The 26,023-nt window shown below is 67.7% G+C and carries 28 protein-coding genes; 17 read left to right on the forward strand and 11 right to left on the reverse strand.

Going from position 1 to position 26,023, the window contains the following annotated elements:
* The first annotated feature begins 78 nt into the window (after window positions 1-78).
* From RZE77_RS08155 to ligD, 8 genes are all read left to right on the forward strand, one after another.
* Window positions 79-1,017, forward strand: coding sequence for a LysR substrate-binding domain-containing protein (locus RZE77_RS08155; RefSeq protein WP_319441418.1), 939 nt, complete (start codon window positions 79-81; stop codon window positions 1,015-1,017).
* A 157-nt stretch (window positions 1,018-1,174) separates the two neighbouring features.
* Window positions 1,175-1,354, forward strand: a complete 180-nt coding sequence (locus tag RZE77_RS08160) for a DUF3606 domain-containing protein (protein WP_012746796.1) — start codon at window positions 1,175-1,177, stop codon at window positions 1,352-1,354.
* 52 nt (window positions 1,355-1,406) lie between these two features.
* Complete coding sequence (locus tag RZE77_RS08165) at window positions 1,407-2,363, forward strand: cation diffusion facilitator family transporter (RefSeq protein WP_319441419.1); 957 nt, start codon at window positions 1,407-1,409, stop codon at window positions 2,361-2,363.
* 79 nt (window positions 2,364-2,442) lie between these two features.
* Window positions 2,443-2,622, forward strand: a complete 180-nt coding sequence (locus RZE77_RS08170) for a hypothetical protein (RefSeq protein WP_319441420.1) — start codon at window positions 2,443-2,445, stop codon at window positions 2,620-2,622.
* A 174-nt stretch (window positions 2,623-2,796) separates the two neighbouring features.
* Window positions 2,797-4,302, forward strand: a complete 1,506-nt coding sequence (locus RZE77_RS08175; RefSeq protein ID WP_319441421.1) for an ATPase domain-containing protein — start codon at window positions 2,797-2,799, stop codon at window positions 4,300-4,302.
* A 65-nt stretch (window positions 4,303-4,367) separates the two neighbouring features.
* Window positions 4,368-5,846 (forward strand): hybrid sensor histidine kinase/response regulator, encoded by a 1,479-nt coding sequence (locus RZE77_RS08180; RefSeq protein WP_319441422.1) that lies wholly within the window; start codon window positions 4,368-4,370, stop codon window positions 5,844-5,846.
* The gene (locus tag RZE77_RS08185; RefSeq protein ID WP_319441423.1) at window positions 5,843-6,859 is read left to right on the forward strand and encodes a lysylphosphatidylglycerol synthase domain-containing protein; all 1,017 of its coding nucleotides are present in this window, start codon (window positions 5,843-5,845) and stop codon (window positions 6,857-6,859) included. The genes RZE77_RS08180 and RZE77_RS08185 overlap by 4 nt, the downstream gene beginning before the upstream one ends.
* Window positions 6,838-9,381 carry a DNA ligase D gene (ligD, locus tag RZE77_RS08190; protein WP_319441424.1) on the forward strand — a complete coding sequence of 848 codons (2,544 nt, stop codon included), beginning with the start codon at window positions 6,838-6,840 and terminating at the stop codon, window positions 9,379-9,381. The genes RZE77_RS08185 and ligD overlap by 22 nt, the downstream gene beginning before the upstream one ends.
* Here the strand turns inward: ligD and RZE77_RS08195 are convergent.
* The 5 genes from RZE77_RS08195 to RZE77_RS08215 form a co-directional block, all read right to left on the reverse strand.
* Window positions 9,368-9,607, reverse strand: a complete 240-nt coding sequence (locus tag RZE77_RS08195) for a hypothetical protein (protein ID WP_145741851.1) — start codon at window positions 9,605-9,607, stop codon at window positions 9,368-9,370. The two genes, ligD and RZE77_RS08195, sit on opposite strands and share 14 nt — an antisense overlap.
* 164 nt (window positions 9,608-9,771) lie before the next feature.
* On the reverse strand, window positions 9,772-10,893 hold the full coding sequence (locus tag RZE77_RS08200; protein WP_319441425.1) for a phosphatidate phosphatase App1 family protein: 1,122 nt from the start codon (window positions 10,891-10,893) through the stop codon (window positions 9,772-9,774).
* Complete coding sequence (locus RZE77_RS08205) at window positions 10,890-11,405, reverse strand: dihydrofolate reductase (RefSeq protein ID WP_319442323.1); 516 nt, start codon at window positions 11,403-11,405, stop codon at window positions 10,890-10,892. Before RZE77_RS08205 ends, RZE77_RS08200 begins: the two co-directional genes overlap by 4 nt.
* Window positions 11,392-12,096: a cyclodeaminase/cyclohydrolase family protein gene (locus RZE77_RS08210; protein ID WP_319441426.1), complete on the reverse strand. Its 705-nt coding sequence runs from the start codon at window positions 12,094-12,096 to the stop codon at window positions 11,392-11,394. Before RZE77_RS08210 ends, RZE77_RS08205 begins: the two co-directional genes overlap by 14 nt.
* Window positions 12,097-12,111: 15 nt before the next feature.
* Window positions 12,112-12,951, reverse strand: a complete 840-nt coding sequence (locus RZE77_RS08215; RefSeq protein WP_018903061.1) for a thymidylate synthase — start codon at window positions 12,949-12,951, stop codon at window positions 12,112-12,114.
* A 36-nt stretch (window positions 12,952-12,987) separates the two neighbouring features.
* Here RZE77_RS08215 and nthA point away from each other — a divergent pair, with 36 nt between their 5' ends.
* Genes nthA through RZE77_RS08230 form a run of 3 tightly spaced genes read left to right on the forward strand, consistent with a single transcriptional unit; the run spans window position 12,988 to window position 14,653 of the window.
* Window positions 12,988-13,617 carry a nitrile hydratase subunit alpha gene (nthA, locus tag RZE77_RS08220; RefSeq protein WP_319441427.1) on the forward strand — a complete coding sequence of 210 codons (630 nt, stop codon included), beginning with the start codon at window positions 12,988-12,990 and terminating at the stop codon, window positions 13,615-13,617.
* The gene (gene nthB / locus RZE77_RS08225) at window positions 13,614-14,279 is read left to right on the forward strand and encodes a nitrile hydratase subunit beta (RefSeq protein WP_319441428.1); all 666 of its coding nucleotides are present in this window, start codon (window positions 13,614-13,616) and stop codon (window positions 14,277-14,279) included. The genes nthA and nthB overlap by 4 nt, the downstream gene beginning before the upstream one ends.
* Entirely contained in the window at window positions 14,276-14,653 is a 378-nt protein-coding gene (locus RZE77_RS08230) for a nitrile hydratase accessory protein (protein WP_319441429.1), read from the forward strand. Before nthB ends, RZE77_RS08230 begins: the two co-directional genes overlap by 4 nt.
* Window positions 14,654-14,790: 137 nt before the next feature.
* Here the strand turns inward: RZE77_RS08230 and RZE77_RS08235 are convergent, their stop codons facing one another.
* Together RZE77_RS08235 and RZE77_RS08240 are read right to left on the reverse strand one after the other, a co-directional pair.
* A complete protein-coding gene (locus RZE77_RS08235; protein ID WP_319441430.1) occupies window positions 14,791-16,224 on the reverse strand; it encodes an FAD-binding oxidoreductase in 1,434 nt (477 codons plus the stop codon).
* On the reverse strand, window positions 16,221-16,628 hold the full coding sequence (locus RZE77_RS08240) for a DUF2069 domain-containing protein (RefSeq protein WP_319430983.1): 408 nt from the start codon (window positions 16,626-16,628) through the stop codon (window positions 16,221-16,223). The genes RZE77_RS08235 and RZE77_RS08240 overlap by 4 nt, the downstream gene beginning before the upstream one ends.
* Before the next feature lie 100 nt (window positions 16,629-16,728).
* On the opposite strand from RZE77_RS08240, the gene RZE77_RS08245 reads away from it, so the two are divergent.
* Window positions 16,729-17,940, forward strand: a complete 1,212-nt coding sequence (locus RZE77_RS08245) for a YihY family inner membrane protein (RefSeq protein WP_319441431.1) — start codon at window positions 16,729-16,731, stop codon at window positions 17,938-17,940.
* A gap of 6 nt (window positions 17,941-17,946) precedes the next feature.
* Here RZE77_RS08245 and RZE77_RS08250 read toward each other — a convergent pair whose 3' ends face one another.
* A complete protein-coding gene (locus RZE77_RS08250) occupies window positions 17,947-18,285 on the reverse strand; it encodes an Mpo1-like protein (protein WP_319441432.1) in 339 nt (112 codons plus the stop codon).
* Window positions 18,286-18,386: 101 nt separating this feature from the next.
* On the opposite strand from RZE77_RS08250, the gene RZE77_RS08255 reads away from it, so the two are divergent.
* On the forward strand, window positions 18,387-18,770 hold the full coding sequence (locus tag RZE77_RS08255; protein ID WP_319441433.1) for a thioredoxin family protein: 384 nt from the start codon (window positions 18,387-18,389) through the stop codon (window positions 18,768-18,770).
* Between the two features lie 14 nt (window positions 18,771-18,784).
* Window positions 18,785-19,450: an NAD-dependent epimerase/dehydratase family protein gene (locus tag RZE77_RS08260; RefSeq protein ID WP_319441434.1), complete on the forward strand. Its 666-nt coding sequence runs from the start codon at window positions 18,785-18,787 to the stop codon at window positions 19,448-19,450.
* Window positions 19,451-19,453: 3 nt separating this feature from the next.
* On the opposite strand, the gene RZE77_RS08265 is transcribed toward RZE77_RS08260, so the two are convergent.
* Window positions 19,454-20,404 carry a LysR family transcriptional regulator gene (locus tag RZE77_RS08265; RefSeq protein ID WP_319441435.1) on the reverse strand — a complete coding sequence of 317 codons (951 nt, stop codon included), beginning with the start codon at window positions 20,402-20,404 and terminating at the stop codon, window positions 19,454-19,456.
* Window positions 20,405-20,515: 111 nt separating this feature from the next.
* Here RZE77_RS08265 and RZE77_RS08270 point away from each other — a divergent pair, with 111 nt between their 5' ends.
* Both RZE77_RS08270 and RZE77_RS08275 read left to right on the forward strand, forming a co-directional pair.
* Window positions 20,516-21,937, forward strand: coding sequence for a M20 family metallopeptidase (locus tag RZE77_RS08270; protein WP_319441436.1), 1,422 nt, complete (start codon window positions 20,516-20,518; stop codon window positions 21,935-21,937).
* A gap of 23 nt (window positions 21,938-21,960) precedes the next feature.
* Window positions 21,961-22,950: a Bug family tripartite tricarboxylate transporter substrate binding protein gene (locus RZE77_RS08275; protein ID WP_319441437.1), complete on the forward strand. Its 990-nt coding sequence runs from the start codon at window positions 21,961-21,963 to the stop codon at window positions 22,948-22,950.
* A 1-nt stretch (window position 22,951) separates the two neighbouring features.
* On the opposite strand, the gene RZE77_RS08280 is transcribed toward RZE77_RS08275, so the two are convergent.
* A complete protein-coding gene (locus RZE77_RS08280) occupies window positions 22,952-23,758 on the reverse strand; it encodes an alpha/beta fold hydrolase (RefSeq protein ID WP_319441438.1) in 807 nt (268 codons plus the stop codon).
* Between the two features lie 346 nt (window positions 23,759-24,104).
* Window positions 24,105-25,421, reverse strand: a complete 1,317-nt coding sequence (locus tag RZE77_RS08285) for an O-acetylhomoserine aminocarboxypropyltransferase (protein WP_319441439.1) — start codon at window positions 25,419-25,421, stop codon at window positions 24,105-24,107.
* Between the two features lie 143 nt (window positions 25,422-25,564).
* Here RZE77_RS08285 and RZE77_RS08290 point away from each other — a divergent pair, with 143 nt between their 5' ends.
* Window positions 25,565-26,005 (forward strand): CBS domain-containing protein, encoded by a 441-nt coding sequence (locus RZE77_RS08290; protein ID WP_055799807.1) that lies wholly within the window; start codon window positions 25,565-25,567, stop codon window positions 26,003-26,005.
* Window positions 26,006-26,023: the final 18 nt, after the last annotated feature.

Genomic DNA, 26,023 nt, shown 5'->3' on the forward strand with positions numbered 1-26,023 from the left:
GGCTGAAGTGAGCAACTCTAGGACGAAGGAGATAATCCGGATCACGCCTGAAATTCTTTGTCCATAAGCGGTCGTTATATGTTGCTCCGCGAGATCGAGGTCTTCCGCTCCGTGATGTCCGTCGGCTCGGCGAGCAAGGCGGCCGCGCTCCTGGGCGTGACGCAGCCCGCCATCAGCCAGTCGCTGCGCAGGCTCGAGGAAGCGGCCGGATTCGCGCTGTTCCGCCGGCTGCGCGGCCGCCTGCATCCGACGCCCGAAGCGCAGGCCTTGCTGACCGAGGTCGAGCGCGTCTTCGTGGGGCTGAGCAGCATCGAGCACCGCATGCGCAGCCTCAAGCGCTTCGGCGTCAACACGCTGCGCATGGCGGTCTATCCGGCCTTCGGCCTGAGCTTCGTGCCCCGCGTGCTCTCGCGGCTGGTGTCCGAGCGCCGCGATTCCGAAGACCGTCCCCAGATCTCGCTGCAGGTGCTCAGCTCGCGGGAGGTGCACGAGGCCGTGCTGGGCCGCCAGGTCGACTTCGGACTGATGGCCGACGAGATGCCCACCACCGGCCTGGAGCATTCCGAGTTCGCGCGCTTTCCCGGCGTGGTGGTCATGCATGCGAAGCACCGGCTGACCAAGGCCAGGACGATCCAGCCGCATCAGCTCGCGGAAGAGCCGTTCCTTGCGCTCAACCCGGAGGACGCATCGCGGCGGCGGCTCGAGCGAGCGCTGGCGGAGCGCAACGTGGGACTGAGCGTGCTGGTCGAAACCCCCTACGCGGCGAGCGTGTGCGAGATGGCGCTGAGTGGCATGGGCATCGGTGTCGTGAACCCGGTCACCGCACTCGAGTACGCGCAGCGCGGCCTGGTCGTCCGCCCGCTGTCGCTGGAGGTTTCCTTTGCGGGCGTGCTGGTGCTGCCGCCCGGACAGCCGCTGTCCGGCCTCGCCTTGCGAGTGCTCCAGCTCATGCGCATGCAACTGGCCGAAGACCAGAAGGCACTCGCAAATCTGCTCAAGCCCCGCGCCAGGGAGTGATCGGCAGCGCGGCAGCTCGCGCGTTCATGAAACATCCCGAAACCGCGGCAGACGACAGCATGTAGAACATGTCCTGCATCAGCCATGGCTTCCGGCTGGCATGGCGGCTTCCCCGGGCGGTGAAACTTCCGTCTCCAACCCACCTGGAGATCCCGCGATGCCGGACGACATGGAGATCCGCGTCCCACAGGACGACGAGCGAATCGACATCACCGACCTGAAAGAGGTCGACTACTGGACGAAGTGCTTCGGCGTCAGCGAGGCCCGCCTGCGCATGGCGGTCGCGTCGGCGGGGACCATGAAGGACGATCTGCGGATCTACCTTGGCCTTCCCTGAAGGCCGGGGCTGAACGCAAGGGCCGAGCGGCGCACCGCCGTCCGAACCCCTGATGGCCGCCGAATCGAAGCTTGCGATCTACGGCGCCATCGCGGCCAATGTGGCCATTGCCGCCACCAAGTTCACGGTGGCCGGCATCACCGGCAGTTCGGCCATGCTGTCCGAAGGCATCCATTCGGCGGTCGACACCTTCAACGGCGTTCTGCTGCTGGTGGGCATCCGGCTGAGCCAGCGGCCCGCGACACCCGAGCATCCCTTCGGCCACGGCAAGGAGCTGTACTTCTGGAGCCTGATCGTCGCGGTGCTGATCTTCGGGCTGGGCGGCGGCGTGTCGTTCTACGAGGGCATCCAGCACATCCGCAAGCCGGAGCCGATGCGCGATCCGGGCTGGAACTACGTGGTGCTGGGCCTTGCCGCATTGTTCGAAGGCGCGAGCTTCCTGGTTGCGCTGCGGCAGTTCCGCGCCCAGTCGCGCGGGGCTCCGTTCTGGCGCGCGCTCGGGCGGAGCAAGGATCCCACCACCTACACCGTGCTGGCCGAGGATTCGGCGGCGCTGGCCGGGCTGGCGGTGGCGGCGCTGGGCATCTACTTCAGCCACCGGCTCGGCATGCCGGCGCTCGACGGCGCGGCCTCGGTGGTGATCGGGCTGCTGCTGGCCGGCGTGGCGGTGTTGCTGATCGGCCAGGCCCGCGGGCTGCTGATCGGCGAGGGCATCCGCCCGGAGACCGCGCGGGCCATCCGCAGCCTGGCCATGGAACAGCCCAGCGTGCAGGACGTCGGCCATGTGCTGTCGATGTACATCGGCCCCGACGAAGTTCTGGTCGTGGTCGACCTCAATTTCAGGGAAGGCACGGCTACCGGTGACGCGGCCGATGCCATCGCGGCGATCGAGCAGCAGGTGCGCGGGCGCTTCCCGATGATCAGGCGGCTCTTCATCGAGGCGAGCGAGGCGCCCGTGGAAGAAGACGCGGCTTCCGCGCGGGCAGGCGGGATCGTCGGCGTTGGCTGACGACCGCTGCCGCCATTGCCTGAGCACTCCCGTGCGGCAGGCACTCCACTGTCGGGGCTCATCCAGGAGGTTGCCAGCCATGAACAAGCCACCGCCGAAGCGCCGCGAGCGCTCCCACGACGAACCGGAGATCACCCAGGAGGAATCCGTGCCCACCGACGGCAAGGACACCGAGGGCGAGGAACTGATGAAGAAGGTCGACAACAAGAAGCTCGAGGAGCCGGGTGATGCCGAACGCAAGACGCCCGACAAGTCCTGAGGCCTTCCGCGGCCCGCGCGCGGCAGCCGCGGCGCAGTGGCGTTGTCTTGTCCCGAAGAAGGGTGATGCCCTACAACCCTGGGGCCGCGCCTCTTGATAAAAATCCTTGCGCCAGCAGATCGCAAGCAGAACAGGGCAGAAAGGACTGTCTGCCCAACGATGGAGGAAGAAGAAATGAAGCTCGACGGTACGGCCGTGCCGTCCACCCAGGACGGCCTGATGAAAGTCGGTGTTCCCGGCCTCGACGATGTTCTTGGCGGCGGGCTCACGTCCAACCGCCTCTACCTGGTCGAGGGCACGCCGGGCGCCGGCAAGACCACCATCGCGCTTCAATTCCTGATCGAAGGCGTGAAGCGCGGCGAGTCGGTGCTGTATGTCACCTTGTCGGAAACCGCGCAGGAGCTCAGGGGCGTGGCGCGTTCCCATGGCTGGGACCTGAGCGGCATCGAGGTGCGCGAGATGCTTCCGTCCGAGGCCGCGCTCGAGCCCGACGAGCAATACACGATGTTCCATCCGTCCGAGGTCGAGCTCAGCGAGACGACCCTCCGCATCCTCTCGGACGTCGATGTGCTCAAGCCTTCGCGCGTGGTGTTCGACTCGCTGTCCGAACTGCGCCTGCTGGCCGGCAGCTCGCTGCGCTACCGGCGGCAGATCCTCGCGCTCAAGCAGTTCTTCGCGGGCCGCCAGTGCACGGTGCTGCTGCTGGACGACATGACCGCCATGAAGCACGACCTGCAGGTGCAGAGCATTGCCCATGCGGTGATCCGGCTCGAGCAGATCAGCTCCGACTACGGCGCCGCGCGGCGCCGGCTGGTGGTCAGCAAATACCGCGGCCAGCAGTTCCGCGGCGGCTACCACGACTACCGCATCGAGCGCGGCGGCCTGCGCGTCTTTCCGCGCCTGGTCGCTTCCGAGCATCCTTCGGCCCCGGCAGTGGCGCCGGCGCGCATTCCCAGCGGCCTGGAGGCGCTCGACACGCTGCTGGGAGGCGGCCTGGAACGCGGCACCAGCACGCTGTTCGTCGGCGCGCCGGGCACGGGAAAATCGACGGTGGCGGTGCAGTTCGCGCTGGCCGCGGCGCAGCGCGGCGAATGCGCGGCCCTCTTCATCTTCGACGAGAGCATCCACACGCTGCGCACGCGCTGCGAAAGCATGGGCATGGACCTGGGGCCATACATCGAATCCGGCCGCATCAAGGTGCGGCAGGTCGATCCCGCCGAGCTCTCGCCCGGCGAGTTCGTGCACCTGATCCGGCTGGCGGTGGTGGAGTGCGGTGCGGCGGTGGTGGTGATCGACAGCCTCAACGGCTACCTCAACGCCATGCCCGACGAGCGCTTCCTGATCGTGCAACTGCACGAGCTGCTTTCCTATCTGGGCCAGGCCGGCGTTGCCACGCTGCTGGTGGGCGCGCAGCATGGCCTCATCGGCATGCAGATGAAGACGCCCGTGGATGCGAGCTACCTGGCGGACGCGGTGGTGCTGCTTCGCTACTTCGAGCTGGAGGGCGAAGTGCGCCAGGCGATCTCGGTGCTGAAGAAGCGCGGCGGCGCGCACGAGCGCAGCATCCGCGATTTCTCGATGACCGCCACGGGCCTCAAAGTGGGCGAGCCGCTGCGTCATTTCAGGGGCATCCTGACGGGCATCCCCGTTCCCACCGACGGCGCGCAGCACGCATCGTGAGCCCGCCCGCCGCATCCGCCGAGCAGCGCATCCTGTTGCGAACCGCAACCTCCAGGGACGCCCTCATGGCAAGCGCCGTACTGGCCCGCGCACAGATTGCGGCCCACACCTGCGACAGCCTGTGCGAGCTCGTGCGGGGGCTCGAGGGAGGCGCCGGCGCCATCATGCTGGCCGAAGAAGTGCTGGCCGATCCGGCCGCGGCCGCGCTGGCCGAAGCGCTGGGCTCGCAGCCGCCGTGGTCCGATCTGCCGGTGCTCGTTCTTGCGCGCCAGGGCGCGGACTCGCCCGTCATCGTCAAGGCCATGGACCGGCTCGCGAACGTCACCGTGATCGAACGGCCGATGCGCGTGGCCTCGCTGATCAGCACGGTCCGCACGGCGCTCAGGGCGCGCAACCGGCAGTACCAGCTGCGCGAGCTGCTCGATGGCCTGCGCGAATCGGACCAGCGCAAGACCGAGTTCCTTGCAACGCTGGCGCACGAGTTGCGCAACCCGCTCGCGCCGATGAGCACCGCGCTCACGCTCCTGACGCGCAAGCCGCACGAACCGGCGGAGGCCCGGCGCTACTACGAGCTCATGGGGCGGCAGATCGACCACATGGTGCGGCTCGTGAACGACCTGATGGAGGTCTCGCGCATCACGCGCGGCAAGATCGAGCTGCGCATGGAGACGGTGGCGCTCGAAGCGGTGATCGAGGACGCCATCGAGCTGAGCCGGCCGCTGCTCGAAGGCGCCAGGCACACGCTGAGCACGCAGCTGTGCAGCGAGCCGATCGTCGTGCGCGGCGACGGTGTTCGCCTGACGCAGGTGTTCTCCAACCTGCTCAACAACGCGGCCAAGTACACCGCGCCCGGCGGAAAGATCCGCATCGTGCTGCGCCAGGAAGGGCGAGACGCCGTGGTCGAGGTCTGGGACAACGGCACCGGCATTGCACCGGACATGCTGAAGTCGATCTTCGAGATGTTCGTGCAGGTGAGCGGCACCTCCAAGGCAGCGCAGGGCGGCCTGGGCATCGGCCTCACGCTGGTGAAGAGCCTGGTCGAACTCCATGGCGGCAGCGTCGAGGCAACCAGCGCGGGCCTGGGCCAGGGCGCGATGTTCTGCGTGCGCCTGCCGCTCGCCCACGTCGAGGGCGGCGTGCCCGCGTCGCCGGCACCGGCCGTTCGCGGCTGGCCGGCCTCGTTGCCGGGCACGGTGCTGATCGTCGACGACAACCGGGACGCGGCCGATGCGCTGGGCGAGCTGCTGCGCTCGATGGGCGCCACGACGCGCGTGGCCTACAGCGGCGATGCTGCGCTGCGCATGGTGGCCGAGGGTCCGGCGCCCGGGCTCGCGATCCTCGACATCGGCATGCCGGGCATGGACGGCTGCGAGCTTGCAACGCGGCTGCGCGCCGATCCCGCGCTGGCCGGCTTGGTCCTCGTCGCACTGACCGGCTGGGGCCAGCACGGCGACAAGGAGCGCATCGCGATGGCCGGGTTCGACCACCATCTGCTCAAGCCGCTTGACCTGCCGGCACTGATTTCCACCCTGGTGCCGCCATGAACCACGACGCGTCGACCACGCTTTCGGCGGCGGACCCGCCGGCCGGCAAGCCGTCGCTCTGGCGCCGCTGCCGCCGTTGGCTGCTGCCGCTGCTGGGGCTCGCGGTGCTCGGCCTGCTGCTGTCGCATGCGCACAAGGTCGACTGGGCCGGCGCATGGGAGGCGCTGCAGCGCTATCCGGCGATGCTGCTGCTGGGGGTCTGGGCCATCGCAACCGCGAGCCATGCGCTCTACGGATGCTTCGACCTCATCGGCCGACGGCACACGCGCCACCGGGTGCCGCGCTGGCGCACCTGGGCCATTGCGGTGACGAGCTATGCCTTCAACCTCAACCTGGGTTCGCTGGTCGGCGGGATTGCGATGCGTGCCCGGCTCTATGCGCGCGCCGGCCTCGACGAAGCCGTGGTGGCGCAGGTGGTCGGCGTGAGCCTGGCCACCAACTGGCTCGGCTACGGGCTGCTGGCCGGCGGCCTGTTCGCCGCGGGCATCATCACGCCGCCGCGCCAGGCGAACATCGGGGCGGACGCGCTGCGCGCGCTGGGCGTGCTGATGATTCTTCTCGCGGCGGCGTACGTGCTGGCCTGCGCTTTTTCGCGCGGGCGGCAGTGGCAGCTGAGGGGGCGGCGGGTGAGGCTCCCCTCGGCGCAGCTTGCGGTCGTCCAGCTCACGCTCTCCACCGTCAACTGGGCACTGATGGGCTGCGCGATGTACCTGCTGCTGGGCCGGCAGGTGCCGTACGCCACCACGCTGAGCGTGCTGCTGGCCGCGTCCATCGTCGGCGTGATCACGCCGATTCCGGCCGGGCTCGGCGTGCTCGAGGCCGTCTACCTGGCGCTGCTCTCAGGCACCGTGCGCCAGGGCGCGCTGATGGGGGCCGTGCTGGCCTACCGCGCGCTCTACTACCTGCTGCCGCTGATCGGCGGCCTGGTGCTCTACCTGTTGCTCGAACGCTACGCGGCAAGCCATCCGCTGGACACGGAGGCCGACACACCATGGCGCGCGCAAACCCCCTGAAGCGCTACAAGGAAAAGCGCAACTTCGGCGCCACACCCGAGCCCGCGGAAGGCGGCGCATCGGCGCCCGGCGTGCTGCAGTTCGTGGTGCAGAAGCACTGGGCCACGCGGCTGCACTACGACTTCCGCATCGAGCTCGATGGCACCATGAAAAGCTGGGCAGTGCCCAAGGGCCCGAGCTACGACACGCACGACAAGCGCATGGCCGTGCATGTGGAAGACCATCCCATTGCCTACAACCAGTTCGAGGGCGAGATACCGCCCCGGCAGTACGGCGCGGGCAAGGTGATCATCTGGGACAAGGGCAGCTGGACGCCCATCGGCGACCCGCGCAAGGGCTACAAGGCGGGGCGCCTCAAGTTCGAGTTGCATGGCTACAAGCTGCGCGGCAAGTGGACGCTGGTACGCATGCACGGCAAGGCCGATGGCAAGCAGGACGCGTGGCTCTTGATCAAGGAGCACGACGAGTACGCCCGCCCGGCCGCGGAGTTCAGCGTGGTCGACCAGTTCCCGGACAGCGTGGCCCAGATGCCGATGCCCGCTGCGGCGGTCTCGGCGCCCGCCGAGGCGCCGGCCGCGCCGGCCAAAAAGCGCGGCGGCAAGGCATCGGCCCGCGGCATGCCCGCCGATGCGGTGAAGGCCGCCATGCCCGCCAAGCTCTCGCCGCTGCTCGCCACGCTGGTCGATGGCCCGCCGCCCGATCCCGAGAACTGGTTCTACGAGATCAAGTTCGACGGCTACCGCTTGCTCGCGCGCATCGATGCGAAAGGCGGCGTGCAGCTCGTCACGCGCAACGGCCATGACTGGAGCGGCCGCATGCCGCACCTGGTGCGCGCGATCGAGCGCATGAAGCTCGCGCCGGGCTGGCTCGATGGCGAGATCGTGGTGCTCAACGAGTCCGGCGGCACGGACTTCCAGGCCCTGCAGAACGCCTTCGACAGCGAGAACACGCGCCACATCGTCTACTTCCTGTTCGACCTGCCGTACTACGGCGGCTTCGATCTCACCGGCGTGCCGCTGGTGGAGCGGCGCGGCCTGCTGCAGGCACTGCTTGCCAAGGCGCCGCCCGAAATCCGCTTCAGCGAAATCTTCGATGCGCCGCCCGAGGACATCGTCGCCTCGGCCTGCAAGATCGGGCTCGAAGGCGTGATCGGAAAGCGCAAGAACAGCACCTATGCCTCGCGCCGCTCGCCCGACTGGATCAAGCTCAAGTGCTCGCAGCGGCAGGAGTTCGTCATCGGCGGCTATACCGATCCCAAGGGCTCGCGCGTGGGCATCGGCGCACTGCTGATCGGCGTGCACGACGACAAGGGCGACCTCTTCTACGCAGGCGCGGTGGGCGCGGGCTTCAACGGCCGGACGCTCGCCGACATGCTCGAGAGGCTCAAGCCGCTCGGCATCGACGAGCGGCCGTTCAAGAACCCGACCGAAAACGACCGACGCGCGCACTGGGTCAAGCCGGTGCTGCTGGCCGAGGTCACGTTTTCCGAATGGACGAAGGATGGGCACGTGCGGCATCCGGTGTTCCACAGCGTGCGTTCGGACAAGCCCGCCAAAGCCATCGTCCGCGAGAAGCCGGTTCACCAGGCGGGCACCGACCGCGAAACGGAGCCCGAGCCCGAGCCCGCCGCCACCATGCCCGCCAACTTCAAGGTCTCGCATGCCGACCGCGTGGTCGATCCGTCGACCGGCATCACCAAGGTGGAGGTGGTGCGCTTCTACGGCCTGGTCGCGCCGCTGATGATGCCGCACCTGAAGGGCCGGCCCGTGTCGTTCGTGCGCGCGCCGCAGGGCATCAAGGGGCAGCTGTTCTTCCAGAAGCATCTCGAGCTGGGGCAGATGGCCGGCGTGCGGCAGCTCGATGCGGCGCTGTGGCCGGAGCACCCCGAGCTGATCGAGGTGGCGGGGCCGCTCGGGCTGCTGAGTGCGGCGCAGATGAACGTCGTCGAATTCCATACCTGGAACGGCGTGAAGACGCTCATCGGCAAGCCCGACCGCATGACCTTCGACCTCGACCCGGGCGAGGGCGTCGGCTGGCCCATGGTGCTGCAGGCGGCGGAGCTGATGCGCGTGGTGCTCGACGAACTGGGCCTGGCGCCGTTCTGCAAGACCAGCGGCGGCAAGGGGCTGCACGTGGTGGTGCCGCTCAGGCGGCAGTACGACTGGGACACCATCAAGGATTTCTCGCAGGCCATCGTGCGGCACATGGCGCGCACCCTGCCGCAGATGTTCGTCGCCAAGAGCGGGCCGAGCAACCGCGTCGGCCGCATCTTCATCGACTACCTGCGCAACGGCTTCGGCGCGACCACCATCTGCGCCTGGTCGGTGCGGGCGCGCCCCGGCATGGGCGTGTCGGTGCCGGTGGAATGGCAGGAGGTTCCCACGCTCGCGAGCGGCGCGCAGTGGACCCTGCGGAACATCCATGCCCGGCTCGACCGCGGCAACGATCCGTGGGTCGGGTACGCCAAGGCTGCAAAGAGTCCGGGGGCCGCGATGAAGCTGCTGGGGTTCAGAGTTCGATGAAGGCCGAGGTGGCCTTGTTCAGCGCCAGCTTGCCCTTGGCGGTGATCGATTCCACCTGGGCGAGCTGGCGTATCGCCCGGTCGTCCGGCGCGTGGCTGGACGGCGGAATGAAAGCGGTCACCAGCTCGGCCGCACGCAGCACGCGCAGCCTGTCGATGTCGGCTGGCGTGTGGACGACGTATGGCAATTTCTGCTCGGCGATGACTCGAAGAAACTCCATGGACATGGGCCGTCTCCTTGTCTGGGATGGTGTGGAGCAAACATTCTGCGGAAAAAATCACAGTTCTGCCTAATCCCTGCGATGCGCACGACTTTCCAATGTGTACCTAAGTGTTCTTTTGTCTCCTGTGCTGGAAACCAAGGTGCCGATGATGTTTCGGCGCCGGGCGCTCACCTTGCCAGCTGGATCGGTGCCGGGGGCCGGTCGGGGGAAAGAATCTGCCAGAGGCCGGGCGCCACGCCTTCGAAGGCGGCCGCATAGCGCTCGGCGCGGCTGTCCTCGCCGGTCACGTCGCGTATCGCGATGCTGTCGATGCGGCCGGGATGGGCGCGAACGACCTGCCCGTAGATCTCGGGATCGCTCTCGCCCGAATCGCCCACCAGCATGAATCGGCGCTGCGGAAAGTCGGCCAGCAGGCGCTCGATCACGCCGAGCTTGTGCGTGCGCGAATCCTGATCGCCGGGAATGAGCGTGCGCCAGGTCGTGCTTTCGCGCAGGTGCATGCTGCCCAAGGGAAAGTCCGCATCGCGAAGGAAATCGGCGAGCGCGCGGTACAGCTGTATCGGGCTGGCCGAAAGATAGTGGAAGCGCGTGTCGGGCGCCTTGGCCAGCGCGCGGTAGTACGCCGCCATGCCGGGTGCCGCCTCGAAGCGCCGCGCAAACGTGTTCAGCAGCATCTCGCGCCGGTCGCGCACCTGGGTGCGCTTGATGGTGTCGTCGATGTCCGAAATGATCGACAGGCCCTGCGCGGGAACGATCAGTGCCTCGCCCCTGAAGCGATGCAGCAGTTCGCCGGGCCCGGTCACGGCATGGAACTTCAGCCACTCGTCCGAAGGCGAGATGCGGGGCGCGTCGATGACGATGCGCATGTTCATGCGGCCGTCTGCGCCCGAAGGCGGCGTGGCCACGCGCGCGGCGCTGTCGTCGAAGTCGAGTTCGAACACCTTGCCTTCTTCCGACTCGGCGTGGAACAGCGCGGTGTGCTGGTTGAAGCGCAGCCGCGCCGCGGGCGAGAGCTTCTTCAGGTTGAGGCCCAGGTAGTGCGCGAACGCGGCATTCAGGCCCCAGCGGCGCTCGGGTTCGTAGACCCAGGCGTGGATGTCGACTTCGAGCCGGCCATCGGCGGTAGGGCGCGCGGTGCCGGGAATGAAGAGCGCTTCCTCGTCGGGGTCGAGCCGCTCGGCCGCCCGCAGCGCCTGCACAGGTGCAAGCCCGCAAAGCAATGCGGCGCCGGCCACGAGGGAGCGGCGCCGCAGCGGCGGGGCAGTGGCGCGCGGCTCGTCTGCGTTCATGCCTTCGATGGCGCGATGCGTTCGTAGGTCACGAAGCTGTAGTTGAGGCCCTCCTTCGCCGAGACATGCGATTCGCGCTTGGTTTCGCGCCAGGCGGTGGGGGAGAGTTCCGGCGCATGCGCATCGCCTTCGTAGTCGTGCGCGAGCTCGGTCACGACCGCGCGCTGCGCGAGCGGTTCGGCTTCAGCGTAGATCTGCGCGCCGCCGATCACCCACACCTCGGGGTGTTTTAATGCCTCGCACAGCGCTACCGCTTCGCGTAGGCTCCCTGCGAGGAGTGCCCCCTCGGCCTGGAAGTCGATCTGCCGCGTTACCACTATGTTCTGCCGGCCCGGTAGCGGGCGAAAGCGCGGCGGCAATGAGTCCCATGTTTTGCGGCCCATGATCACAGGAGCACCCATGGTCTGCTGCCTAAAGTGCGCAAGATCCTCAGGCAGATGCCATGGCAGCATGCCCTTGTGGCCAATGACGCCATTGGTTGCACGCGCAAGAATGAGGTTAACTCTCGTCATCAAGGGGTAGGGAAAGTTGATCCGATGCCAGTGTTCGTTCGGCTTCCTCTTGAAGTCCGAATGCCAAGGTCACCAGCTTAGTTTGTGTTTCGCGAAATCGCGTGAACAGGTCGTCTGCATTCTGTTTTGTGTTTCGCAGCCATTCACTATCTCGAAAATCTTTCAGGTTCAAATAGGAAGCGAACAATGATGCGGAAACTCCTGACAAGGCGCAGCTGATTGCTGCACCGGAGTCGCCACGAACGGTTTTCCATCCAGTCTGAAAGACTTGGAGATTTATTTCTGCAAGTGTGATGCAGGTTCCGGCAATGCTTAGTGCCGCCTCTGTTGAATCCCGCTGCTTCGCAAGTGCGTCATCTCTGTAGCGCCTCTTTTTCACGGGATCGACTTCTTGATCTCTAAGGCGACGGAGACTTATGAGCTGATCGAAGAGCTCAGAGTCCTTCTGAAAAAACTCAGCTAAGGTCGGCTCGAACTCATTCGTCAGTCGGTCGTGCAGGTATTTCAGCGTTGGCCAGTCTGGCTGGAGTTCTGGCTTTTTAAGCGAGATTGAACAGACTGTTTGCCCTAGCTTGCACCCGAGGAGTCCACTTAGCGCTGCGGCAGATCCCGATCCCGGAGTCGGATTTCCGGCTCCGAATTGATCCAGTAGCTGCCGAGTCGGTAGTAGTAGCAGGTTTTCCTGGACCATTCTTTTTCGCTCACTCTACACCGCCACGGGCGCCTTGATGGGATCGTGGTGCCGGTAGTCGAGCACCTCGAAGTCTTCGTACTGGTAGTCGAAGATCGAGGCCGGCTTGCGCTTGATGTGGAGCGTGGGATACGGGTAGGGCGTGCGGCTGAGCTGCAGCGCCACCTGCTCGGCATGGTTGCTGTAGATGTGGCAGTCGCCGCCGGTCCAGATGAAGTCGCCCACGTCGAGATCGCACTGCTGCGCCACCATGTGCGTGAGCAGCGCGTAGCTCGCGATGTTGAAGGGCACGCCCAGGAAGATGTCGGCGCTGCGCTGGTAGAGCTGGCAGCTCAGCTTGCCGCGCTCGCCCGGTGCCTGCGGCGGCGCTACGTAGAACTGGAAGAAGGCATGGCAGGGCATGAGCGCCATCTTCGAGAGTTCGGCCACGTTCCATGCGCTCACGATGATGCGGCGCGAATCGGGGTTGGTCTTCAGGGTCTTGATGACTTCGGAGATCTGGTCGATGTGGCCGCCGTCCGGCGTGGGCCAGCTGCGCCACTGCACGCCGTACACCGGGCCCAGGTCGCCGTCCTCGCGCGCCCACTCGTCCCAGATGGTGACGCCGCGCTCCTTGAGCCAGTTGTTGTTGCTGGAGCCGGTCAGGAACCACAGCAGTTCCTGGATGATGGACCGCAGGTGCACCTTCTTGGTGGTCACCAGCGGGAAGCCTTCGTTCAGGTCGAAGCGCATCTGGTGGCCGAACACGCTCTTGGTGCCCGTGCCGGTGCGGTCGCTCTTGTGGACGCCATGGGTATCGACATGGCGCATGAAGTCTTCGTACTGGGAGCGGACGGGGCGGGCGGGCGAGGTCATGTTGGGAATTTTACGGGGCGGCGCTAGCATTGGCCGATGACCGGCCATGACCACTCCCACGAACACAGCGAACTCGGCGAAATGGACCTGCGCGTGCGGGCGCTCGAGAGCGTGCTCACCCACAAGGGCTACATCGATCCGGCCGCGCTCGACGTGCTGATCGATACCTACCAGACCCGCATCGGCCCGCGCAACGGCGCGCGCGTGGTGGCCAGGGCCTGGGTCGACCAAGCGTTCCACGACTGGCTGCTGAAGGATGCCACGGCCGCCATCGCCTCGCTGGGCTACACCGGCCGCCAAGGCGAACACATGGTGGCGGTGGAGAACACCGCCGAGCAGCACCACATGGTCGTTTGCACCCTGTGCAGCTGCTATCCCTGGCCGGTGCTCGGCCTGCCGCCCACGTGGTACAAGAGCGCGCCGTACCGCTCGCGGGCCGTGAAGGACCCGCGCGGCGTGCTGGCCGATTTCGGCACGGTGCTGCCCGAATCGACGCGCATCCGGGTCTGGGATTCGACCGCCGAGGTGCGCTACCTGGTGATCCCGCAGCGCCCGCAAGGCACCGAAGGCCTGAGCGAAGAAGAGCTTGCCGCGCTGGTCACGCGCGATTCGATGATCGGCACGCGGCGGGTGGAAGCACCCGCAATGCCAGGGAGTGCCGCATGAGCTATGTCACGCATGCCGACCTTGGCGGCCAGCCCGGTTTCGGCCCGGTCACGCCCGAACCCGAGGGCGAGCTGTTCCATGCCGCGTGGGAGCCACGTGCGCTGGCGCTCACGCTTGCCATGGGCGCGACCGGCTCCTGGAACATCGATGCGAGCCGCGCCGTGCGCGAGACCTTGCCCAACTACGGAAACCTGAGTTACTACCAGATCTGGCTCGGTGCACTGGAGCAGCTGATGCTGCAGCGCGGACAGGTCGCTCCGGATGAGCTCGCATCCGGCGAGATGCGCCATCCCGCGGCACCGGTCGCGCGTGTGCTGCAGGCCGCCAGCGTTCAGTCCGCACTGGCCAAGGGCTCGCCCACCCAGCGTCCCGAGCCGGCGCCGGCGCGCTTTGCCGTCGGCCAGCCGGTGCGCATGCGCCCCGGCAAGGTCGACCACCACACGCGGCTGCCGGGCTACGTGCAGGGCAAGCGCGGCGTGATCGAGCATGTGCATGGCGCGCATGTGTTCGCCGACGCCCATGCGCAGGGCCTGGGCGAGCAGCCGCAGTGGCTCTACACCGTGGTCTTCGACGAGGCCGAGCTCTGGGGCGAAGGCGCGCCGCGCCAGAACCTGGCGGTGTCGGTCGACGCCTGGGAAAGCTACCTGGAGCCCGCCGCATGAAGAGCTGCATGCCACCACCGCTCGCGATCGCCCCCGGCATGCCGCGCGATGCCGACGGGCCGGTGTTCAACGCACCGTGGGAGGCCCAGGCTTTCGCGATGACGCTGGCGCTGCACGAGCGCGGCCTGTTCACCTGGGTTGAATGGGCCGAAGTGCTTGCCGCGCAGATTGCGGCCGCGCAGGCCGCGGGCGACCCGGACAACGGCAACACCTATTACCGCCACTGGCTCGCCGCGCTCGAAAGCCTGGTCGCACGCAAGGGCGCCAGCTCCGAAGACGAACTTGCGCGCTACCGCCACGCCTGGGACCACGCCGCGGACCGCACGCCGCACGGGCAGCCGATCGAGCTGCGCGGCGAGGACTTTTCGGGCTGAGTTTTTTGTCTTGCTCCTTCCCCCTCTGGAGGAAGGCGGGGATGGGGGCTGCGCCCGCATTCGGAGCAGCGCTGAATCGAAGGCCGCGTGCCCCCACCCCGGCCCTCCCCCGGGAGGGGAGGGAGAAATACAAATGCCTAGACGCGGATCACGCGGCCGGGGTTCAGGATGTTCTTCGGATCGAGCCCGCGCTTGATCGCGCGCATCATCTCCAGCGCCACCGGCGACTTGTGCTTCTCGAGCTTGTCGACCTTGAGCGAACCCACGCCATGCTCGGCCGAGAACGAGCCGCCGAACTTCTCGACCGCGTCGTACACCAGTGTGTTGATGCGCTCTTCCTCGTTCTTCAGGAAGGCCTTGGTGTCGATGTTCTCGGGCGCCTGCACGTTGTAGTGCAGGTTGCCGTCGCCCAGGTGGCCGAAGTTCACCAACCGCACGCCGGCAATCTCGCGCGCCAGCAGCGCGTCGGTTTCCGCCACGAAGGCCGGAATGCGCGACACGGGAATCGAGATGTCGTGCTTGATGTTCAGGCCTTCTTCGGCCTGCGCGAGCGGAATGCTCTCGCGGATGTGCCAGAGCTGGTGCGCCTGCGCGAGGTTCTCGGCCACCACCGCGTCGGTCACGCAGCCGTCTTCGAAAGCCGTTTCGAGCAGCGCCTCGAAGCGCGAACGCGCATGGTCTTCGGATTCGCTGTCGGAGTTCTCGAGCAGCACACAGTACGGCACGGCCTCGTCGCCGATGAAGGGCACGCGCAGCTGCGGCATGTGCTTGTCGACCAGGCTCAATGCAAACCGGCCCATCACCTCGAAGCCCGTGAGGCCCGAGCCCAGCTGTTTGTGCGCAAGGCCCAGCAGCGTGACCGCGTGGTCGAGCGAGGGCACCGCGGCCCAGGCCGTGAGCTGCGCGGCGGGCAGCGGGTAGAGCTTCATGGTGGCCGCGGTGATGATGCCCAGCGTGCCTTCGCTGCCGATCATCAGGTCGCGCAGGTCGTAGCCGGTGTTGTCCTTGCGCAGGCCGCTGGTGCCTTCCCAGATCTCGCCCTGCGGCGTGACCACTTCGAGGCCCAGGCACAGCTCGCGCGTGTTGCCGTAGCGCACCACCTGCGTGCCGCCGGCATTGGTCGCAAGGTTGCCGCCGATGGTGCAGCTGCCCTCGGCCGCAAGGCTCAGCGGGAACAGGAAGCCCTGCTTCTCGGCCGCCTCCTGCAGCGTCTGCAGGATACAGCCGGCTTCCACCGTCATCGTGAGGTTGGCGGCGTCGATGGTGCGGATGGCGTTCAGCCGCTGCAGGCTCAGCACCACCTGCGTGCCGCTGTCGTCGGGAATGGAGCCCACGGCCAGGCCGGTGTTGCCGCCCTGCGGCACGATGGCCGTGCCGGCTGCGGCGCAGGCCTTGACCACGTCGGCCACCTGCTGCGCATTGGCCGGCCGCACCACGGCCAGCGACTTGCCGCGCGCGCGCTTGCGCCAGTCTTGTTCGTAGGCCGTGAGGTCGCCCTCGTTCAGCACGTGCTGCGCACCGACGATGGCACGCAGCTGTTCGATCAAGGGAGCGGAAGAAGAAATCGTCATGGGTTGGAAACCTCCAGTTGGCGGGCCGCCTTGGCGTTGCGCAGGCGCAGCCTGACGTGCAATGCGCAGGCCGTGAAGAGCGCGAGGCACAGCAGCACCTCGACGAGCGCGAGCACCTGCCCCACGCCATTGGTGTCGCTCCAGGCGCGCACCACGCCCTCGGTGAAATAGAGCCAGATCATCAGGCTGACCCAGCGGTAGGTGTACATGCGGTTCTTGTAGAGCCCCGCGAGCGGAATGACCAGCGGCAGCACCTTGAGCGCCAGCAGCGAGCCACCCGGCCGCAGCGGCGCGAGCCACAGCTCCCAGGCCAGGCCCAGCACGATCAGGCCGGCAAGGCTGCCCACGGCAAGCCAGCGGGTGGCGCTGACGGAAGAAGAGGCTTGCGGCGTGATGGTTGTCATGGGCAGAACACCGCGGAACCGGGTTGGCCGGGCCGGCTTTTTCGAGCGGAGACCACGGCGACACGAAGTGCGCGAAGACGAGGGAAGGATTCGGGTTCTTATGATACCGGCCATGAATCGTCGTCAGCTCTGGAGGGATCTTTCGCGCTTTCCGTGGGGCAACACCGCGGCGGTGCTGGGCGAGCGTTTCCGCGAAGACCGGCTCGGCCTCACGGCCAGCAGCCTCACCTTCACCACCACCATTGCGATGGTGCCGTTCTTCACGGTGGCGCTGGCGCTCTTCACCGTGTTCCCGATGTTCGCCAAGCTGCAGGGGCGGCTGCAGCGCTGGCTCATCGAGAGCCTGATTCCCGACAACATCGCGCGCCAGGTGCTGGGCTACCTGAACCAGTTCTCGAGCAAGGCGGGCGGCCTGGGCATCGCGGGCCTGGTGGTGCTCCTGATCACCGCCATTGCGCTGATCCTCACCATCGACAAGACGCTCAACAACATCTGGCGCGTGCGTTCGCCCCGGCCCTTTGCGCAGCGCGTGCTGATCTACTGGGCCGCGATCACGCTCGGGCCGCTGATCCTGGCGGTGAGCCTCTCGACCACCTCGTACGTGTTCGCGGCATCGCGCGACGTGGTGGGCGGCAGCATCCTCAAGCTGTTCTTCGACACCTTCGAATTCGTGCTGCTCGCAGCCGGCATGGCCTCGCTCTATCACTACGTGCCCAACACCAACGTGCGCTGGTCGCATGCCTGGGCCGGCGGCATCTTCGTGGCGGCCGCCATCGAGATCGCCAAGCGTGTGCTGGGCTACTACCTGAGCCTGGTGCCGACCTATTCGGTGCTCTACGGCGCCTTTGCCACCGTGCCGATCCTGCTGGTGTGGATCTACGTGGCCTGGGTGATCGTGCTGCTGGGCGCGGTCATCGCGGCCTACCTGCCGAGCCTGCTGACCGGCGTGGCGCGCCGGGGCGGGCGGGCCGGCTGGCCGTTGCAGCTGGCCATGGAGGTGCTGCAGCACCTGGCGCGGGCGCGCGCCACGCCGGCCAAGGGCATGGGCGCCATCGAACTCGTCACGCGCATGCGGGTCGATGCGCTGCAGGTGGTGCCGGTGCTCGAAACGCTGGTGGCGCTGGACTGGATCGCGCCGCTCGCCGAGGAAACCGCCAACGAAGATCCGCGCTACGTGCTGCTGGCCGATCCGTCCACGCCGATCGAGCCGCTGCTCAGGGAGTTGCTGATGCCGCGCGCCGAACCGCTCGAAGACCTCTGGCGCAAAGGCCCGCTGCACTCGCTGCGCCTGGGCGACGTGCTCCTGATTTGATAGTCGTCAGATCTTGACCTTGCCCAGCCAGATGTCGCGGTACATCGCCCAGTCGCCCATGAAGCTGTAGAGCGGGCGCTTGAACGAGGCCGGCCTGTTCTTCTCGAAGCCGAAGTGCCCGACCCAGGCAAAGCCGTAGCCCGCGACCAGCCCGGCCAGCAGCCAGAGCGGGTTGAGCGTGGCGGCCAGCGCCACCAGGCACAGCAGCGAGATCGTCGTGCCCGCGAAGTGCAGGCGCCGGCAGGTGCGGTTGGCGTGCTCGCTCAGGTAGAAGGGATAGAACTCCGCGAAACTCTTGAAACGTCGCGGATCGACAGCAGATTCCGGGGCAGTCGTGGTGTTCATCGTGCGGGTCTCCTGAACGCCGGAGGCGCTTTGTCCATAATAGCCACGACCTTTGGGCCGCACCACCGCGGCTTCGTATTCACACCTCCACCGCATCAACCTTGAGCGCCCTTCCTGCCGCCCCCGTTTCCGCCGAGCCGGCCAGCGATGCGCCGTGGGTCGTGTGCCTGTGCGCCGAATGGTGCGGCACTTGCCGCGACTACCGGCCGCTGCTCGAGCAGGTGGCGCGGGCGCATCCGCAGTTCCGCTTCGCCTGGGTCGATATCGAGGACCACGCCGAGATTGCCGACGCCTTCGACGTCGAGACCTTTCCCACGCTGCTGATCGCCGGCGCCGACGGCACCCGCTTCCTGGGCCCGCTGCTGCCGCATGCCGAGACGCTCTCGCGCATGCTCGGCGCGCTGCAGGCGCCGCAGCCTTCCAGCCTCGACGTCGACCTGCTGCTGGCGGTGCTCGAGAAGCGTCCTGACGAGTTCGCGGTCTGACCGCGCCCTTCGCCATGAACATCCTGATCTTCGGCGCCACCGGCATGGTGGGGCAGGGCGTGCTGCGCGAATGCCTGCTTGCGCCCGACGTGGCCCGCGTGGTCGCGGTCGGCCGCAGGGCCACCGGGCAGCAGCACCCGAAGCTGCAGGACCTGGTCATTCCGGACATGACCGACTACAGCGGTGTCGAGCTGCAACTGCAGGGCTTCGATGCCTGCTTCTTCTGCCTCGGCGTGTCGGCGGTCGGCATGAAGGAGGCCGACTACAAGCGCATCACCTACGACCTCACGATGGCCGCCGCCACCGTGCTCGCGCGGCTCAACCCTGGCATGACCTTCACCTACGTGACGGGTGCGGGCACCGACAGCAGCGAGCGCGGAGGCCGCATGTGGGCGCGCGTGAAGGGCGCGACCGAAAACGCCTTGCTGAAGCTGCCGTTCAGGGCCGCCTACATGTTCCGCCCCGGCATGATCCAGCCGCTGCATGGCGTGCGTTCGAAGACGCCGCTCTACCAGGCCGCGATCATGGTGCTCAAGCCGGTGCTCGGGCTGGCCTACCGGCTCTGGCCCGGCAAGGTGACGACCACCGAGAAGGTCGGCCGCGCCATGCTGGCCGTGACGCGGCACGGCGCGCCGAAGGTGCTGCTCGACCCGGCCGACATCAACGCGCTGGGCCGCTGAGGCTCAGGCCGCCGCGGGCGAGCTGGAACGCGCGCGGCCCAGTTTGCGCCGGCCCGCGCTGGCAATGGCGTGCACCAGGTGCCGCACGAACTCCTGCGCCAGCGGCGTGAGCGTGCGGCCTTCGAGTGCCAGCACCTGCAGTTGCCGCTGCTGCAGCGGCGCCTCGGCGAACGGGCGCGCCACCACCGTGCCCGCGTCGATCAGGTGCGTGACCGTGAGGTGCCCCGACAGCATCACGTCCGGCGTGCGCAAGAGCGGCAGCAGCACCGATGAAAAATTGCTGACGAAGATCGCGCGGTACTGCAGGCCCTGCAGGCTGCACGCCTGGTCGAACAGCTGCCGCGCGGTCACGCCCTTGTCGCCCATGGCCAGCGGATAGCGCACGGCGTCCGCCACGGAAACCACGCGCTGGCGCGCCAGCGGATGGTCGGGGCGCAGCACCGCGAACACCGGCGCATTGGCCGAATGCTCGATCTTCAGGCCGGGCTCGGGCGCCACCACGTACTTGAGTGCGATGTCCGCCTCGCCGCGCGCGAGCAGCGCGCTCACGCCGTCGGGCGAGCCCACGTGGAGCTCGAGCTGCGTGCCCGGATGTGCCGACTCGAAGCTGCGCATGACCTGCGGCATGAAGTGCGCCGCGAACCCCTCGGTGCAGGCCATGCGGATGCGGTGCGCGCTGCGTCCGCCGAGGTCGCGCACCTGCTCGATGACCTGCTCGATGTCGAGCTGCGCATTGCGCAGGTGCGCCGCGAGCCGCTCGCCTGCCGCGGTGAGCGCCATGCCCCGGGCATGGCGCTCGAACAGCGGCGTGCCCAGGCTGTCCTCGAGCTTGGCGATCTGCCGGCTGACCGCCGACGAGGCCACGAACAGCCGCGCCGCGGCCTGGCTGACCGAGCCGCTGCGCGCCACTTCGAGGAAATGGCGCATCGGAATGCTGAGGAGCGGTGGTGCCATGGCTGATGAAGCGTTGCCTTGAAGGCAATGGTAGCTTGCGAAATCGGTGCTGGAAGCATTGCCCTGCAGGCCTTGTACTTGCTGCATCCCACGCCAACAGGAAATCCCCTCATGCAACGTACCGAGAGCCTTGCCGCTGCCGCCGCCTATTTCGACGACGGCGGCTTCTTTGCCGACCTGCAGCGGCGCGTCGCCTTCCGCACCGAGAGCGACACCGGCGCCGCCACGCCCGCCCTCGGCGCCTACCTGCGCGACGAGCTGGTGCCGCCGCTGGCCGCGCTGGGTTTCGAATGCGAGATCGTCGAGAACCCGGCGGCCGGCGGCGGGCCCTTCCTGATCGCGCGCCGCATCGAAGACCCTGCATTGCCCACCGTGCTGAGCTACGGCCATGGCGACGTGGTGAGCGGGCAGGACGCGCACTGGGACGAAGGCCTCGGCCCCTGGGCGCTCACCGTGCGCGGCGACCGCTGGTACGGGCGCGGCACGGCCGACAACAAGGGCCAGCACAGCATCGCACTCGGCGGGCTGGTGGCCGCGCTGCGCGCGCGCGGCGGGCGCCTGGGCTACAACATCACCTGGCTCATCGAGACCGGCGAAGAGGCCGCGTCGCCGGGCCTGCACGCGGTGTGCGAGCAGCAGCGCGACCGGCTGCGCGCCGACCTGTTCATCGCCAGCGACGGGCCGCGCGTGAGCGCCGAGCGGCCCACGCTGTTCCTGGGCTCGCGCGGTGCCGTCAACTTCAGCCTGCGGCTGCGCGCCAGGGCGCGGGGCTACCACTCGGGCAACTGGGGCGGCGTGCTTGCCAATCCGGGCACCGTGCTGAGCCATGCAGTCGCGTCGCTGGTGGACGCGCGCGGGCGCATCCTGGTCGAGGCCTTGCGACCGCCTGGAATTCCGCCGGGCGTGCGCGAGGCGCTGGTCAATATTGCGATCGGCGGCGGCACGGACGATCCCACGCTCGACGAAAACTGGGGCGAGCCCGGCCTGAGCCCGGCCGAGCGGCTGGTGGCGTGGAACACGATCGAGGTGCTCGCGCTCGGCGCCGGCTCGCCGCAGCGGCCCGTCAATGCGATTCCGCCCGAGGCGGTGGCGCATTGCCAACTGCGCTTCGTGGTCGGAACGCCGTGGCGCGAGCTCGCGAGCATCGTGCGCGCCCACCTCGATGCGCATGGCTTCGGCGATGTGGAAGTGAAGGTCACGCTGGAAGGCGCGGCCACGCGGCTCGACGTGGAAAACCCCTGGGTCGACTGGGCCCGCCGCTCCATCGAGGAGAGCAGCGGCCAGCGCGTCGACCTGCTGCCGAACCTCGCGGGCTCGCTGCCGAACGACGTGTTCGCCGATCTGCTCGGGCTGCCCACGCTGTGGGTGCCGCATTCGTACCCGGCCTGTGCGCAGCACGCGCCCAACGAGCACCTGCTGGCGCCGCTGGCGCGCGAGGGCTTGCAGATCATGGCCGGCCTCTACTGGGACCTGGGCGAGCCGGGGCTCGCGCCGTGGGCCGCCGGTAAAACACCGCACGCCGCGGCCGCCTGATTTTTCTTCCTGGACGAACCCCAATGAAAACTGCTCTCTTCCATCGGCTCCGTGGCCTGCTGGTCTGCGCTTCGGCGCTCGTCGCCTTCCATGCGCCCGCGCTCGCGCAGGCCAACTGGCCCGACAGACCCGTGAAGCTGGTCGTGCCCTTTCCGCCGGGCGGTGGCACCGACATCGTCGCGCGCGCGATGGGGCAGGGCCTGTCGGAGCGGCTCGGCCAGCCCGTGATCGTCGACAACAAGCCGGGCGCCGCCACCATCATCGGCACCGACGCCGTCGCCAAGGCCGCGCCCGACGGCTACACGCTGCTGCTCTCGGGCTCCACCAGCTACAGCGTGAACCCCGCGCTGCGCGCCAGGCTGCCCTACGACCCGGTGCGCGACCTCGCGCCCATTGCCATCGTTGCGCACACGCCGCTGGTGCTGGTGGTGGGGGCAGGCACGCCCTGGCGCTCGCTGCCCGAACTCATCGCCGCCGCCAAGGCCAAGCCGAAGAGCATCCGCTACGCCACCTTCGGCGCCGGCTCGGGGCCGCACCTCGCGGGCGAACTGCTCGCGCTGGCCGCGGGCATCCAGTTGCAGGACATTCCGTACAAGGGCAGCAGCCAGGGTTCGATGGCGGTGATCGGCGGCGAGATCGAGGTCGGCATCGACACCGTGGCGGCCGTGGCGCCGCATGTGCGCTCGGGCAAGCTGCGCGCTTTGGGCATCGTGGGTGCGGCGCGCTCGAGCATGCTGCCCGAGGTGCGCACCCTGGCCGAGCAGGGGCTGCCCGATGCCACCTTCGACGCCTGGTACGGCTTTGCCGCGCCGGCGCGCACGCCGGCACCGGTGCTCGACAAACTCACACGCGCGGTCACGGCCACGATGGGCAGCCCGGCCCTGCAGGCGCAGCTGCGCGCGCAGGGCATGGAGCCGGTGGCGATCGGTGCGGCGGCATTCCGCACGCAGATGGAAGGCGAGATCTCGCGCTACCGTGCGCTCGCGCACCGCGCGGGGATCGTGGCGGAGTAGCTCAGGCCGCCACGAAGTCGCGCAGCGCGAACAGCACTTCGTCGGGCGCTTCGCTCATCAGCGAATGGCCCGCATGCACGGTCACCACCTTGCTCTGCCTGGCCTTGCCGACGAGCGCCTTGGTGGCGCGCGGCGGCGTCATCTGGTCGGCATCGCCGAGCAGGAACAGCACGGGGCACTGCACGGCTTCAATCGCTTTTTCGCCGTTCGCATAGTCGTTGCAGGCCTTGAAGCCGATGTGGAACACGTTGGCGTCACGGTTGCTCGCGAGCACGCGCCGCATCAGCGCGCGCGAGCTGCCGTAGAGCCAGGTGCCGGGCCCGAGCGAAGAGGGCGGCGGCGCGAGCAGCGAATGCGAGAAGGTGTTGACCATCGCGATGGCGCGCTGCGGATCATTGAGCGCGCCGTCGAGCAGCGCGGGCGACACGGTCATGGGGTAGGCGGTGCCCACCAGCGCAAGATGCGTCACCCGTTCGGGCGCACGCGAGGCGGCCTCGAGCGCAATCAGCGAGCCGAAGCTGTGGCCCACGAGCGCGGCCTTCTGCACGCCGGCCGCGTCGAGCAGCGCGATGACGAACTGCGCCGCGTCTTCCACGCTCGCGGGCGGTGGGCCTTCGCTCCTGCAGTGGCCGGGCAGGTCGACGGCCAGCACGTTCCAGCCGTGGTTGGCGAACCAGCGGCTCTGCAGGATCCACACGCTGTGGTCGTTGAGCACGCCGTGGATGAAGACCACGGTCGGCTTGTTCGCATCGAAGGCCTTGCCGCCGGTGTAGCAGTAGGTGGTGTGGCTGTTGACGGTGTAGTTCATGTCAGTTGCTCCACGGGGCGGTGTTTTTGTTCTTGGCGCTGTTTGTTCAGGGCGCGTGCACAGATCACCGGGTACTCCCCTCCGCGAATGTCCCCCGGCCTTCGGCCTCCTCCTTTATTTCGCTGCGGGGTGCACCCGATGCTCTGTGCACCTGGGCACGCCGCTGGTGTACCGCTGATCAACGACTGCTCTGTCCAACGCTCCCGTCGATGGGGTGCCTTGCGCAGCGAAATCAAGGGGGAGGCCGAAGGCCGGAGGACATTCGCGGAGCAAGGTACCCCATCGGCGGGAGCGCGCCCTGAACAAGACACGTCAAACACAACGCGACGCAAAGAAAAGCAAGCCGTCATGCCGAAGCCCCCGCCTTTTCCGCAGCCTTGAGCGCACGCTTCAGGTCGTCGATCAAATCGGCCGGATCCTCGAGCCCGATCGACAGACGGATCGTCCCCTGGGAAATTCCGGCCCCCGCCAGCGCCTCGTCGGTCATGCGGAAGTGCGTGGTGCTCGCCGGATGGATCACCAGGCTGCGGCAATCGCCCACGTTCGCCAGGTGGCTGAAGAGCTTCAGCGCCTCGATGAACGCCTTGCCCTGCGCGCGGCTGCCCTTGATGTCGAAGCTGAACACCGCACCGGCGCCGCGTGCGCCGTGGCGCAACAGCTTCTGCGCCAGCGCATGGCTCGGATGCGATTCGATCAGCGGATGCCCCACGCGCGACACGAAAGAGTGGCTCGCGAGAAACTCGACCACCTTCTGCGTGTTGTCGATGTGGCGCTCCATGCGCAGCGGCAGCGTCTCGATGCCCTGCAGGATCAGCCACGCGGTGTGCGGGCTCATCGAGGCGCCGAAGTCGCGCAGCCCTTCGCGCCGCGCGCGCAGCAGGAACGCGCCGACTGTGCTTTCCTCGCTGAAGACCATGTTGTGAAAGCCGTCGTAGGCCTGGGTCAGTTCGGCGAATTTGCCCGATTTTTCCCAGTCGAAGCTGCCGCCGTCGACCACCACCCCGCCAATCACCGTGCCATGGCCCGAAAGGAACTTGGTGGCCGAGTGGTAGACCAGGTCGGCACCCCAGTCGAAGGGCTTGATGAGATAGGGCGAGGTGAGCGTGGAATCGACCAGCAGCGGCACGCCGGCTGCGTGGGCGATGTCGCTCACGGCCGGGATGTCGAGCACGTCCAGGCCCGGGTTGCCCACGGTTTCGCCGAACAGGAGCTTGGTTTCGGGCCGGATCGCGGCGCGCCAGCCATCCAGGTCGCCGGGCTTCACGAAGGTGGTCTCGATGCCGAAGCGCCGCATCGTGTAGTGCAGCAGGTTCTGCGAGCCGCCGTAGAGCGCGGTGCTGGCCACGATGTGGGAGCCCGCGCCCATGAGCGTGGCGATCGACAGGTGCAGCGCGGCCTGGCCGCTGGCGGTGGCAATGGCGCCGATGCCGCCTTCGAGCGCCGAGACGCGCTGTTCGAGCACCGCGTTGGTCGGGTTGCTGATGCGCGAGTAGACGTGGCCCGCGCGCTCCAGGTTGAAGAGCGCCGCCGCATGGTCGCTCGACTCGAAGACGAAGGAGGTGGTGAGGTGGATCGGCACCGCCCGCGCGCCGGTGGCGGGGTCGGGCGCGGCGCCGGCATGCAGCGCCAGGGTGTCGAAGCCGGGGTCGGAATAGCCGGGCATGGGAGCCTTTCTGGGTTCGTTCGCAATGCCCCGTTACGTCTGCTAATCATGCGCGCGCAACATGGGCGTGGGAGTCGGCGCCGATTGTGGGCTATATTCAAATCGGCACCGCCGCCGAGAACGATTTCCGAGAGGAGCACACGATGAAAGTCAGCGACATCCTTCGCGTCAAGGGCAACACGCTCTTCACCATCACGCCTGACGACCTGCTGGCCGAAGCCGTCAACACCATGGCGGAAAAGGACATCGGCTCCCTGGTGGTCATGGAACACGGCGACCTGGTCGGCATGCTCACCTTCAGGGAAGTGATCCTGGCCATCGTCGACAACGGCGGCCAGGTGGGCGGCACGCTGGTGCGCAAGGCCATGGACGATGCGCCCGTGACCTGCACGCTCGAAACCGACCTCGACGAAATCCGCCGCATCATGCTGGAGCGCCACGCGCGCTACATGCCCGTGATGGACAAGCGCATGCTGATGGGCGTGATCAGCTTCTACGACGTGGCCAAGGCGGTGGTGGACAGCCAGAACTTCGAGAACAAGATGCTCAAGGCCTACATCCGCGACTGGCCCGAAGAACAGTAACCAGCCGCGCTCAGGCTC

This window comes from Variovorax sp. SPNA7 (genome assembly GCF_033807855.1).
Taxonomy (GTDB): Bacteria; Pseudomonadota; Gammaproteobacteria; order Burkholderiales; family Burkholderiaceae_C; genus Variovorax; species Variovorax beijingensis.